Source organism: Rhodococcus rhodochrous (genome assembly GCF_900187265.1).
GTDB lineage: Bacteria > Actinomycetota > Actinomycetes > Mycobacteriales > Mycobacteriaceae > Rhodococcus > Rhodococcus rhodochrous.
The window spans coordinates 3298053-3310382 of sequence record NZ_LT906450.1; the positions used below are offsets into that span (position 1 = coordinate 3298053).

The following is a 12330-nucleotide window of genomic DNA, read 5'->3' on the forward strand; positions in this document are numbered from 1 at the left end:
CACCACCGCGTCTGCCCGAGGAGTACCCGATGACCATCCTGGATCCAGCCACCCCGCGTGAGACGACGGTGGACCCGAGAGATCCGTTGGCCCGTCTCGAGAAACTGTTCGACCCGGGCAGCCTGGAACTGCTGCACACCCGCGACAAGTCGGGCGTCCTCGCCGCCGTCGGCGACGTCGACGGCATCCGCACCGTCGCATACTGCTCCGATGCCACCGTCATGGGCGGGGCCATGGGCGTCGAGGGATGCAAGCACATCGTCTCCGCCATCGACCACGCCATCGACCACGAGATCCCTGTGGTCGGCATCTTCCACTCCGGTGGTGCGCGTCTGGCCGAGGGCGTCGAGGCCCTCCACGCCGTCGGCCTGGTCTTCGAGGCCATGGTTCGCGCGTCCGGTCTGATCCCCCAGATCTCCGTCGTTCTCGGCTTCGCAGCCGGCGGTGCCGCCTACGGTCCGGCCCTGACCGACATCGTCATCATGGCTCCCGAGGGCCGCGTCTTCGTCACCGGACCGGACGTGGTCCGCAGCGTCACCGGTGAGCAGGTCGACATGGAGTCGCTCGGCGGCCCCGAGACGCACACCAAGAAGTCCGGTGTCGCGCACATCGCCGCGCACGACGAGGCCGACGCGTTGCATCGGGCCCGCCGCCTGGTGTCGATGCTGGCCGAGCAGGGCGAATTCGACGTCGCCGCTGCGGCGCTCGGCGACACCGACCTGCGGGCGCTGATGCCCGCCTCGCCGCGACGCGCATACGACGTGCGGCCGATCGTCCACCAGTTGCTCGACAACGTCGACGGTGAGTCCGCCTTCGAGGAACTGCAGGCCGGTTGGGCCCGCAGCATCGTCACCGGCTTCGGCCGTCTCGGCGGCCGTACCGTCGGTGTCATCGCCAACAACCCGCTCCGTCTCGGCGGCTGCCTCAACTCCGAGAGCGCCGAGAAGGCAGCGCGTTTCGTGCGGATGTGCAACGCCTTCGGTGTTCCGCTCGTCGTCATCGTCGACGTCCCCGGTTACCTTCCCGGTGTGAGCCAGGAGTGGGAGGGTGTCGTCCGACGCGGCGCCAAGCTGCTCCACGCGTTCGCCGAGGCGAAGGTTCCCCGCGTCACGCTCGTGACGCGCAAGATCTACGGCGGCGCATACATCGCGATGAACTCCCGGGCGCTCGGGGCCACCGCCGTCTACGCATGGCCGGAGTCCGAGGTGGCCGTGATGGGGGCGAAGGCCGCTGTGGGCATCCTCCACAAGAAGGCCCTCGCCGCGGCTCCCGAGGAGGAGCGTGAGGCGCTGCACGACCGTCTCGCGGCCGAACACGAGGCGATCGCCGGTGGCGTCGGGCGCGCGATGGCGATCGGTGTGGTCGACGAGATGATCGATCCCGCCACCACCCGCAGCACGCTGGCCGCCGCGCTCGCCGCCGCACCCGCAGTTCGCGGCGGGCACAAGAACATTCCGCTCTGATCCGGACACAGCACGAGAACACCGGCATCGCTCCTCGGAGCGGTGCCGGTGTTCTCGTATCAGGAAGATGTGGGGTGCGTTCCGGTCGCGTCACCGGGGCGGCGGACCGCGGTCAGCCGACGTCCCGGCGGAGCCACGTCACCTGCGCGCCTTCGTCGCCGCTGCGGTACGGCTCGAGCTCTTCGTCCCAAGCCGTTCCGAGGGCGCGGTGCAGTTCGCTCGTGACATCGGCGGAGGACAGCATGGCGCGCAGACGCATCTCTCCGACGACGATGTCGCCGTTGGCGCTGGTTGCCCCGCGCCACAGGCCCAGTCGGGGGACGTAGCTGAAGCGTTCGCCGTCGACGCCCTCGCTCGGGTTCTCGGTGATCTCGAAGCGGAGCATCGGCCACGAGCGCAGCACGTCGGCCAGTCGCGCGGCCGTGCCCACGGGCCCGACCCAGTCGACGCAGGTGCGCAGCAGCCCCGGTGCGGCGGGCTGGCCCGTCCACGAGAGATCGGGCCGGCAGTCGAGGATGTCGGCCAGTGCCCACTCGATGTGCGGGCACACGGCCGCCGGTGAGGAATGGACATAGATCACCCCCGCCGTGGCATCCGCGAATTGGTTGGATGCGCGCATACATTCACCTCCGATTCGACCAGGACGTCTTCCCCAACGACCTTCGTCGATCAAGGCTTCTCCATGCAGGCTGCGTACAAGTGTGCCCGTGTGGCGTGTGTTTCGCCAGCGAACCAGAGAGGTTTATGTGAATTCGGTGATGATCGCGTCCCCGAGGGCAGGCCAGAGCGGTTTCGCCCAGTCTCCGAACGCACGATCAGTAAGTACCACAGTGGCGACGGAAATTTCGGGATCTACCCAAATGAACGTGCCCGATTGACCGAAATGACCGAAAGTACGCGGTGAATTACCGGTCGCGGTCCAATGCGGATTCTTTTCCCCGCGGATCTCGAATCCGAGACCCCAGTCGTTGGGCTTGAACATCCCGTAGCCGGGGACGAGCCCGTTCAGACCCGGGAACTGCACGCTGGTCGCCTCGGCGAGGGTTTCGTGCGAGATCAGCACGGGCTCGAGGAGCTCGCGCGCGAACAACGCGAGATCGGCGACCGAGGACTGCGCTCCGTGGCCGGCCGAGCCCGGCAGGGACGAGGACTGCATGCCGAGCGGTTCGAAGACCGCCTGGCGGAGGTATTCCGGGAACTCGATACCGGTTTCCGCCTCGACGAGTTCGGCGAGCACCTCGAAGCCCGCACTCGAGTAGATCCGCTTCCGTTCGGGTTCGGTCTGCACGATGCGCTCACCGAACGCCAGACCCGAGGCGTGGGCGAGCAGATGCCGCACCGTCGACCCTTCGGGACCCGCGGGCCGGTCGAGCTCGATCGCGCCCTCCTCGACGGCGATCAGCGCGGCGTACGCCACGAGCGGCTTCGTCACGGACGCGAGCGGGAAGATCCCGTCGAGGTCTCCCCTGGACGCGACCGTTCCGCCGTCGCGGGTCACCACCGCGGCGGCGGAACGGTCGACAGGCCAGTCGCTGAGCAGATCGAGGCTGTGCACGCGATCAGCCTACGAGACGGCCCGGCGCGGCGAGGTCACCGGTCGGTGCCGGTCACCAGTCGGCTTCGGTGTACCGGATGACGCCGCGGATGTTCCTGCCCTCGAGCATGTCCCGGTATCCGTCGTTGATCTGCTCGAGGGTGTAGGTACGCGTGACCATGTCGGCCAGGTTCAGCTGGCCGGACTTGTACAGGTCGAGCAGGTTCGGGATGTCGACGCGGGCATTGCAGCCACCGAAGATGTTGCCCTTGAGGTCCTTCTGGAGCATCGAGAACAGGAACGAGTTGAGCTTGACGTCCATGTCGGACATGTAGCCCATCGCCGTGACGACGCACCGGCCGCCCTTGGCCGTGAGGGTCAGCGCGGGATCGACCAGCTCACCCTTCATCTCGCCCACGGTGATGATCGTCGAGTGGCACATGCGGCCCCACGTGATCTCCATGATCGGCACGATGGCCTCCTCGATGGAGGCGTAGGTGTGCGTGGCACCGAACTTCAGCGCCTGCTCGCGCTTGAACGGTTCCGGGTCGATCGCGAAGACGTGGCGCGCACCGGAGGCCACGGCACCCTGCAGGGCGCTCATGCCGACACCGCCGACGCCGATGATGGCAACCGAATCGCCGGCCTTGACCTCGGCGATGTTCGTCGCCGAACCCCAGCCGGTGGGCACGCCGCAGCCGACGAGGGCGGCGAGCTCGAACGGCACGTCCTTGTCGATCTTGACGACCTGGCTCTGGTTGACCGTCATGTACGGCGAGAAGGTGCCGAGCAGGCACATCGCGATCACGTTCTGGCCGCGCGCCTGGATGCGGTAGGTGCCGTCGGAGATCGCCTGGCCGCTGAGCAGTCCGGCGCCCAGATCGCACAGGTTCGAGTGCCCCGAGGCACAGGACGGACACCGCCCGCACGCGGGGATGAAGGACAGCACGACGTGGTCGCCCACCTCGAGGCCCACCACTCCCTCGCCGACCTTGGTGATCACACCCGCGCCCTCGTGACCGCCCATGGCGGGGAAGGACGGCATCGGGGTTGCGCCCGTGACGATGTGATGGTCGGAGTGGCACATACCGGCGGCTTCCATGCGGATCTGCACTTCACCAGCGACGGGATCACCGAGTTCGATCTCCTCGACCGACCACGGCTCGTCGATGCCCCACAGCACTGCACCCTTGGTCTTCATCTGGCTCGCCCTCCATCGCATTGCCGGTTGTGCACGTGACGATAGACACAATCGCACAGAATTGGAACAGGTTCTAGACCTCGTCCCGGTCCGATCGACATGCGCCCGCGGATACCGTGAGACCGAAGCACCGCGGGTCACCACCGCCCGACCGTCCGAGGAGATGCCGTGCCCGACAATCCGGAACTCACCTTCCACGGCGCGGCGAGAACCGTCACCGGCTCGTGCGCGACGATCGAACTCGGCGACGCCCGCATCCTGGTCGACTGCGGGATGTTCCAGGGTTCGCGCAGCCTCGAGAAGCTCAACGTCGCGGAGTTCGCGTTCGCCCCCGAGTCGATCGACGCGGTGATCCTCACCCACGCCCACATCGACCACTGTGGGCTGCTCCCCAAGCTCGTCGCGCGGGGCTTCGAGGGCCACATCTTCTGCACCGCCCCGACGGCCGAGCTGCTCTCGTTCATGCTCGCCGACTCGGCGCGGATCCAGGAGTTCGAGGCCCAGCGCCGCAATCGGCGGCGCGACCGCGCGAACCGGGCGAAGTTCCACCCGATCTACACCGAGGAGGACGCCCGGCTCGCCGCCTCACGCGCCCGGCCGGTACCGCTCGAGGAGTGGTTCGAACCGGCGCCCGGTTTCCGGGTCCGCCTGTGGAATGCCGGACACATCCTGGGATCGGCCTCGGCGGAGATCGAGGCCGGCGGTGTGCGGATGTTGTTCTCGGGCGATCTGGGGCCGGAACAGAAGGCCTTCCATGCCGATCCGGAAGGTCCGACCGGACTCGACTACGTCGTCTGCGAATCCACCTACGGGGACCGCTCACGCCCTCGACTCACGATCGCCGAGCGCCGCGACCTCCTGGCCCGGGAGGTGAACGAGGCACTCGAGCGGGGCGGCAACCTGATCGTGCCGTCGTTCGCGCTCGAACGCACCCAGGAGTTGTTGCTCGACATCGGATACCTGCTCGACGACGAGCGCATTCCGGAGGTGCCGGTCTTCGTCGACTCCCCGCTCGCGATCCGCGCGACCGACGTCTTCGCCGCATACGCCGGAGAACTCGAGGACCTCGACGGCCGGAACGTCTTCCGCCATCCGGGCATCCGGTACACCGCCGAGGCCGAGGAATCGATGCGGATCGACAGCTACCATCGCGCGATCATCATCGCGGCCTCCGGGATGTGCGAGGCGGGACGGGTTCGGCACCACCTGCGGAACAACCTCGCCCGCCCCGACTCGACGGTGCTCTTCGTCGGCTATCAGGCGCAGGGCACGCTCGGAAGGGTGATCCTCGAGGGTGCGCCGAAGGTCCGGATCTCGGGTGAGGACATCGATGTCCGGGCACGGATCCGGCGGATCGACAGCTACTCCGCGCACGCCGACCGCGGCGAGTTGGTGCAATGGGTCGGGCAACGCGCGCCGATCTCCGGTGCGGTCTTCCTCGACCACGGAGAACCCGATGCGCTCGCCGCCTTCACGGCATCGCTGCACGAACTCGATGCCGGACTGAACGTGGTCGTCCCGGAGATCGGCGCCCGATACCGGCTCGTGGCGGGCGGTCCGCCCGAGCACATCGCCACGGTCGCACCGCCGGCACCGGTGCGCGTCGGCCGTGATTGGCAGAACGAGTACGCCGAATTCGCCACCGGCCTGCGCGACCAGCTGCTCGAGATCGACGATCCGCGCACCCGGGAGCGCGCGATCGCCGCGATGCGGAGGGTGCTCGACGAATACCGCACGGGCGCCCCACCCCCGGAGGAGCACCGACGCCACTCGAGGCCGGGTCGGCGCAAGCCACCACCTCGCCGGAGGCGCCGATTCTGAGCCGCTCCCTTCATTCCCGCGAGAATCGTCTCGCGCGATATCCGTCCTCTCATTGTAGAGAATGGCATTTCCGTCTAACGTGATCCTCATGTTCGACCGCGGCGAGGGCCGCCGCATCGGCATCGGACAACGGAGGACGAACCATGACGACGAAGGCGCTCGCGCCCGACGTATCCACGTGGCCGGCAGAGAACCCGCAGCTCATCGGCAGCCGCTGCGACGACTGCTCCGCGACCACGTGGCCCACCCAGCCGCGCTGCCCCCGGTGCAGCGGGGCGAACATCTCGGAGCTGCTGCTGCCGCGTCGCGGCACGCTCGTGGCATGGACCACGCAGGGCTTCGTGCCGAAGCAGCCCTACGCGGGCAACGAGACGGCGGCGACCTTCACACCCTTCGCGTTCGGCCTCGTCCAGCTCGACGACGTGGTCCGCGTCGAGGCCCGCCTCGTGGAGAGCGACCCCGAGAAACTGCGCCCGGGCATGGAGGTCGAGCTCACCTTCGTCCCCTTCTACACCGACGAAGAGGGCACCGACATCGTCACGTGGGCCTTCGCGCCGATCTGATCCGTACACATCCCATCGAGGAGTTCCCGACATCATGAACGACGTTGCCATCATCGGGGTGGGTCTTCACCCGTTCGGTAGATTCGGCGCCAAGTCGGCCATCGAAATGGCCGCAGACGCAATCCAGCTCGCGCTCGAGGACTCGGGCGTTGCCTGGAAGGACATCCAGTTCGGCATCGGCGGCAGCTACGAGGTCGACAACACCGACGCCGTCACCCGCCTCGTCGGCCTGACCGGCATTCCCTTCACCAACGTGTTCAACGCGTGCGCGACGTCCGCCAGCGCGATCGAGCAGACCGCCGACGGGATCCGTTCCGGCAAGTACGACATCGGCATCGCTGTGGGCACCGACAAGCACCCCCGCGGCGCCTTCACCGCCGATCCCGCCATGCTCGGCCTGCCCGACTGGTACGCCGAGAACGGACAGTTCGTCACCACCAAATTCTTCGGCATGAAGGCGAACCGCTACGCCATCGACCACAACATCTCGCACGAGACTCTCGCGCGGGTCGCGGCGAAAAACTATCGCAACGGCGGCCTCAACCCGAAGGCCTTCCGCCGCACGGAGTTCAGCATCGAGGAGATCCTCTCGTCGCCGATGCTCAACTACCCGCTCACGGCGAAGATGTTCTGCGCGCCGGACGAGGGTGCCGCAGCGGTGATCATGTGCCGTGGCGACCTGGTGTCGAAGTACACCACCAACAAGCCGGTCTACCTGCGTTCCACAGCGATTCGCACCCGCACATACGGCGCGTACGAGGTCCACGCGACGTGGGCGTCGGTGGAGGAGGACGTCTCCCCCACCGTCTACGCGGCCGAGGCCGCCTACGAGGCCGCCGGGATCGGCCCCGAGGACGTCGATGTCGCCCAGCTCCAGGACACCGACGCCGGCGCGGAGGTGATCCACATGGCCGAGACCGGGCTGTGCGCCGACGGCGACCAGGAGAAGCTGATCGCCGAGGGCGCCACCGAGATCGGTGGATCCCTCCCGGTGAACACCGACGGTGGTCTCATCGCCAACGGTGAACCCATCGGCGCCTCCGGCATCCGCCAGGTCCACGAACTGGTGCTGCAGCTGCGTGGTCGGGCCGGCGAGCGGCAGGTTCCGGGCGAGCCGAAGGTGGGCCTCGCCCAGGTCTACGGTGCCCCCGGCACCGCAGCCGCGTCGATCCTGTCACTCTGAGTACCACGTAACCGCACGAAAGTTCGGCCGCCGCACGAGATCCCGAGTGCGGTGGCCGAACTCGCCCCAGGGACACCGCGAGTCCGGAATCACAACACCCCGAGGCACTTTTCGCAACCGGAGGAAGGTACTGTCCAGCTCAGCGGGTCGAACGCGGGGGACGACTCATCAGCATCACTTCGAGTCGAGGAGTTCATCCGTGCGTCGATCCGTCGCGTCCCGTCGTGGCTTCCGCAGCCTTGCGGTCGGTCTCGCAGGCCTGTCGGCGCTCGTGTTCGGCACCGCCACCGCGCACGCCGATCCCGAGCAGCCCGACGCCGAACCCACCACCGCCTACGTCGATGGCGTCGACGAGGTGACCGACCAGCACTGGACGGTCCGCGTCTACTCCCCGGCCATGGACACCGTCGTCCCCCTCGACGTCCTGCGCCCGGCCGACCCGAGCGAGCCCCGACCGGTCGTCTACGCCCTCGGCGGCGCGGGCGTCGGCGTGATCGACGGCACCGGATGGATGGAGAGCAGCGACATCGCCGAGTTCTTCTCGGACAAGAACGCCAACGTCGTCATCCCCGCCACCGGCAACTTCAGCTACTTCACCGACTGGGATCTCGACGATCCGGTCCTCGGCCGCAACCAGTGGCAGACCTTCCTCATCGAAGAACTGCCGCCGGTCGTCGACGAGCTGCTGGACACCGACGGCAAGCAGTCGATCATCGGGATGTCCATGAGCGCCGGCTCCGCGCTGGACCTCGCGATCCGGAGCGGCGACCTGTACTCCGGCGTCGCCTCTCTCAGCGGATGCGTGCGCACCAGCGATCCGATCGGTCAGCTGTACGTGAGGCTCGTCGTCGAGCGCCGCGGCAAGGGCGACGTCGAGAACATGTGGGGTCCGGCCGACGGTCCGCGCTGGGCCGAGCACGACGTCTACCTCAACGCGGAAGGCCTGCGCGGCAAGGCCTTGTACCTGTCGAGCCGCAACGGCCTGCCCGGCCCGTACGACATCCCGGGTCAGGAACGAGCGGCCGGCGAATCGTTCGCGACGCAGATCGTCGCGGGCGGGGCGATCGAGGCCGCGACGAACGCCTGCACGCGCCAGCTGGTGGACCGGCTCGAATCGCTCGACATCCCGGTCACGGCCGAACTCGATTCCGACGGAACACATTCGTGGGGCTACTGGGAGGACGACCTCCGGAAGGCATGGCCGATCCTCGCCGAATCCATGGGCGCGGAGGCCTGATCCCGCAACGGGATGCCGCGTCGACCCGTCACCGATCGGAGCGGGAAGCGATCGCGGCGAGGCGCGTCGCGAGCCGGTCCGCGGCCGCCCGAAGTTCCGGCGGCTCGAGGACGACCGCCTCGAAACCCATTCGCGCGACGTGCATCACGACCCAGTCCGGATCGTCCGCGCCGACGACGAGCACGCACCACCCGTCCTCGTCGTCCTCGACCCGCCCGACCTGCGGTGGCACCATGTCGCGCACCTGGTCGGCGTCCGCCCGCAAGCGGATCCGCGCGATGTACCGGTAGGGGGACTCCGTCACCGAACGCTGGACGTAGGCCACCGGATCGGGATGCTGCCGTGGCCGGAACCGCCACGTCGTGGGGGCCACGTCGCGCATGCGGTCGAGCCGGAAGGTGCGCCAGTCGTCGCGATCGACATCCCACGCCATGAGGTACCAGCGCTGCCCCGTGGCGACCATCCGGACCGGCTCGACGGTGCGTTCGTCGTCCACCTCCTGCCGGGTGGTGTACCGGAACCGCACGCGGGTCGCGTCGCGGCATGCGCGGGCCAACGCCAGCAGCGTGTCGGCGTCGATCTCGGTGCTCGCGCCGACGACGGTCTCCGTGGCACCGTAGATCGCCCGTACCTCCTCGCGCAGACGCGGTGGCATCACCTGATCGAGCTTGGCCAGTGCGCGCAGGGCCGCCTCGGCGGCACCGGCGATCGTGCTGCCCGACGCCAGTCGCAGCGACACCGCCGTCGCGATCGCTTCGTCGTCGTGCAGGAGCAGCGGCGGCAGTCTCGTGCCGGCACCGAGTTGGTAGCCGCCGCCGACGCCGGGAGTCGCGCGGACGGGATAGCCGAGGGCACGCAGCCGATCGACGTCGCGGCGCACCGACCGATCGGTCACGCCGAGTTCCGCGGCGAGTTCGACGGCCGTCCACGACGGGCGGCTCTGCAACAGCGCCAGCACCCGCAGGACCCGTTCGGTGGTCGACTCGACGGTCACACGACGATCGTCGCACGGATCACGGACCGAATCTGTCCGGAATATGCGTCAACCTGGAGCCATGACAGAACTCGACCGGAATCACCTACTGCGACAGCAACTCGACTATCCGGTGCGCCGCCGCCTCGACGGCCTCACCGACGACGAGTACTTCTTCGAACCCGCACCGGACTGCTGGAGTGTTCGGCCGCGTGGGACGGGCACGGCTCCCGTGCAGGCGGGAGCCGGGGCGATGACCATCGATTTCGCGTTCCCCGAACCCGATCCACCCCCGTTCACGACCATCGCATGGCGTCTCGGGCACGTGATCGTCGGCGTTCTGGCGATGCGCAATGCGAGCCACTTCGGACGCACCCCCACCGACTATTCGTCGTTCGAGTACGCAGCGACCGCGGACGAGGCCCTCGCCCAGCTCGATGCCGAACTCGCCACGTGGATCGCAGGCGTCGAGTCCCTCGGGGAATACGGACTCGCCCGGCCGTGCGGTGAAGCGGAAGGACCGTACGCCGAGTACCCGATGGGCATGCTGGTCCTGCACATCCACCGCGAACTCATCCACCATCTGTCCGAGGTCTGCCTCCTGCGGGACCTCTACCTGCACACCCGTACCCGCGCCCGACAGGAGGCGAGCTGACATGGCCCGCGACATCCAGATCACGTTCGACTGCGCCGATCCCGCGGCACTCGCGGATTTCTGGGCGGACGCCCTCGGCTACGAACTCCAGAAGCCGCCCGGCAATTTCGTGTCGTGGGACGACGCACTCGACGCGATGGGGGTGCCGCTCGAACGACGCAACGACGCCTCGGCCGTCGTCGACCCGGACGGAGCAGGACCCCGGCTGTTCTTCCAGAAGGTACCCGAAGGCAAGCAGGCCAAGAACCGGGTGCACCTGGACGTGCGTGCAGCGCCCGGACTCGACGGCGCCGAGCGCATGGCCGCCCTGGAAGCCGAGGCCGAACGGCTCGTCGCGCGCGGGGCCACGCGGCTGCAACGTCACGACCCCGCACCGCCGTTCGGGGCCGGCCACATCGTGATGGCCGACCCCGAGGGCAACGAATTCTGTCTCGACTGAGCCTCGCGGATCAGGCCGGTTCGGAGACCCAGTGGACGAGCTGCCAGATGATCCCGTTGGGATCGGCGAACTGGCAGTACCGTTCACCCCACGGCTCGGTCTCCGGCTCGGTCACCACCGTCGCACCGGCTTCCGCGATGCGCGCGAACTCGGTGTCGACGTCGTCGACGACGAAGGCGATGAGCATGCCCTGACCGGCCGGGCCGGCGACGGATTCGGGCTTGAAGGTCGACAGCCCGGTACGCAGGAACACGATGTTGAAGCCTGCGTCCGGGTGAGTCAACGAGACGAATCCGTCCGCCGACATCTCCTCGGTGAAACCGAAGTGCCGGATCGCGAAATCTGCCGATGCGGCCGTGTCGGCGACGTTGAGCGACAGTGCTGTGGAACCGATTTTCATAGGACCTCCCCCGGGACATAAACCTTGTACGTCGTATAGAGTACTCCGGAGAGCGAGTTTTCGGGAGGCATTTATGGCGCGCGATCTGATCGACCTGCTGTGGCGCGAGCATCCCGATGCGCCGACCGGTGGTTCACGTGGCCCGAAGGCCAAGGTCACCACCAGTTCCGCGGTGGACGCGGCCGTCACCGTCGCCGACGCGGAAGGCCTCGACGCGGTGACGATCCGTCGCCTCGCGACCGATCTGGGTATCTCCGCCATGGCCCTCTACACCCACGTCGGGTCGCGTGACGATCTGATCGTCCTCATGGTCGACGAGGTCCACGCTCGGCAATCCCGGCCGCCCTACGAGTTCCCGTCGTGGCGGGATCGGGTACGGCAGGTCGCCGAGGCCGAACTCGAGCACTACGCCGCGCACTGGTGGCTGCTCGACGTCGACGATCAACGCATGTCCCTCGGACCCGGCACGATCGCGAAGTACGACCACGAACTCCACGCCTTCGACGGAACGTCCCTCGGCGACACGGATCGCGACGCCGCGCTCACGTTCGTCGCGGACTTCGTTCGCGGCGCGGCCCGAGCGCGACGCCCCGACCCGCACGCCGCCGACATGGGCGAAGCCTGGGCGCGATGGAACGAACGCCTGGCGCACTATCTCGGCGACGACCATCCCCTCGCGCAGCGGGTGGGCGCGGCGGCCGGGGCGGAGATGAACGCCGCCTACAGCCCGCACCACGCGTGGGAGTTCGGACTGCAACGCGTCCTCGACGGACTCGAACCGCTCGTCTCGAATGGCGGGGTGCCCACCATCCGCTGAGAGCCCGTCACGATTCCTGTGGATCCGGCCCCGTTTTCCGGGGT

Annotated in this window: 13 protein-coding genes; 8 read left to right on the forward strand and 5 right to left on the reverse strand. The window is 68.1% G+C overall.

From position 1 onward, the window contains the following. Window positions 1-29 precede the first annotated feature (29 nt). Window positions 30-1463: an acyl-CoA carboxylase subunit beta gene (locus tag CKW34_RS15125; protein WP_016691371.1), complete on the forward strand. Its 1434-nt coding sequence runs from the start codon at window positions 30-32 to the stop codon at window positions 1461-1463. A gap of 112 nt (window positions 1464-1575) precedes the next feature. Here the strand turns inward: CKW34_RS15125 and CKW34_RS15130 are convergent, their stop codons facing one another. The 3 genes from CKW34_RS15130 to CKW34_RS15140 all read right to left on the reverse strand — a co-directional run bounded on the left by CKW34_RS15130 (window position 1576) and on the right by CKW34_RS15140 (window position 4198). Continuing rightward, entirely contained in the window at window positions 1576-2082 is a 507-nt protein-coding gene (locus tag CKW34_RS15130; RefSeq protein WP_059380865.1) for a DUF3145 domain-containing protein, read from the reverse strand. A 123-nt stretch (window positions 2083-2205) separates the two neighbouring features. Next, window positions 2206-3018: a serine hydrolase domain-containing protein gene (locus CKW34_RS15135; RefSeq protein ID WP_059380864.1), complete on the reverse strand. Its 813-nt coding sequence runs from the start codon at window positions 3016-3018 to the stop codon at window positions 2206-2208. Window positions 3019-3070: 52 nt separating this feature from the next. Beyond that, window positions 3071-4198, reverse strand: a complete 1128-nt coding sequence (locus CKW34_RS15140; RefSeq protein WP_059380863.1) for an NDMA-dependent alcohol dehydrogenase — start codon at window positions 4196-4198, stop codon at window positions 3071-3073. Window positions 4199-4366: 168 nt separating this feature from the next. Between CKW34_RS15140 and CKW34_RS15145 the strand changes: the two genes are divergently transcribed. The 4 genes from CKW34_RS15145 to CKW34_RS15160 all read left to right on the forward strand — a co-directional run bounded on the left by CKW34_RS15145 (window position 4367) and on the right by CKW34_RS15160 (window position 9002). Further along, window positions 4367-6019, forward strand: coding sequence for an MBL fold metallo-hydrolase (locus CKW34_RS15145; RefSeq protein WP_059380862.1), 1653 nt, complete (start codon window positions 4367-4369; stop codon window positions 6017-6019). Between the two features lie 143 nt (window positions 6020-6162). Beyond that, on the forward strand, window positions 6163-6582 hold the full coding sequence (locus CKW34_RS15150; RefSeq protein WP_059380861.1) for a Zn-ribbon domain-containing OB-fold protein: 420 nt from the start codon (window positions 6163-6165) through the stop codon (window positions 6580-6582). 31 nt (window positions 6583-6613) lie between these two features. After that, a complete protein-coding gene (locus CKW34_RS15155) occupies window positions 6614-7765 on the forward strand; it encodes a thiolase family protein (protein WP_059380860.1) in 1152 nt (383 codons plus the stop codon). Between the two features lie 199 nt (window positions 7766-7964). After that, on the forward strand, window positions 7965-9002 hold the full coding sequence (locus tag CKW34_RS15160) for an alpha/beta hydrolase (protein WP_080968131.1): 1038 nt from the start codon (window positions 7965-7967) through the stop codon (window positions 9000-9002). A gap of 28 nt (window positions 9003-9030) precedes the next feature. On the opposite strand, the gene CKW34_RS15165 is transcribed toward CKW34_RS15160, so the two are convergent. Beyond that, window positions 9031-9996, reverse strand: a complete 966-nt coding sequence (locus CKW34_RS15165) for a helix-turn-helix transcriptional regulator (protein ID WP_059380859.1) — start codon at window positions 9994-9996, stop codon at window positions 9031-9033. 61 nt (window positions 9997-10057) lie between these two features. On the opposite strand from CKW34_RS15165, the gene CKW34_RS15170 reads away from it, so the two are divergent. Both CKW34_RS15170 and CKW34_RS15175 read left to right on the forward strand, forming a co-directional pair. Further along, window positions 10058-10630: a DinB family protein gene (locus tag CKW34_RS15170; protein WP_059380858.1), complete on the forward strand. Its 573-nt coding sequence runs from the start codon at window positions 10058-10060 to the stop codon at window positions 10628-10630. 1 nt (window position 10631) lies between these two features. Beyond that, window positions 10632-11069: a VOC family protein gene (locus CKW34_RS15175; RefSeq protein ID WP_059380857.1), complete on the forward strand. Its 438-nt coding sequence runs from the start codon at window positions 10632-10634 to the stop codon at window positions 11067-11069. Window positions 11070-11079: 10 nt separating this feature from the next. On the opposite strand, the gene CKW34_RS15180 is transcribed toward CKW34_RS15175, so the two are convergent. Beyond that, window positions 11080-11469: a VOC family protein gene (locus CKW34_RS15180; protein WP_059380856.1), complete on the reverse strand. Its 390-nt coding sequence runs from the start codon at window positions 11467-11469 to the stop codon at window positions 11080-11082. Window positions 11470-11542: 73 nt separating this feature from the next. On the opposite strand from CKW34_RS15180, the gene CKW34_RS15185 reads away from it, so the two are divergent. Continuing rightward, window positions 11543-12286, forward strand: a complete 744-nt coding sequence (locus tag CKW34_RS15185; RefSeq protein WP_059380855.1) for a TetR/AcrR family transcriptional regulator — start codon at window positions 11543-11545, stop codon at window positions 12284-12286. Window positions 12287-12330 lie beyond the last annotated feature (44 nt).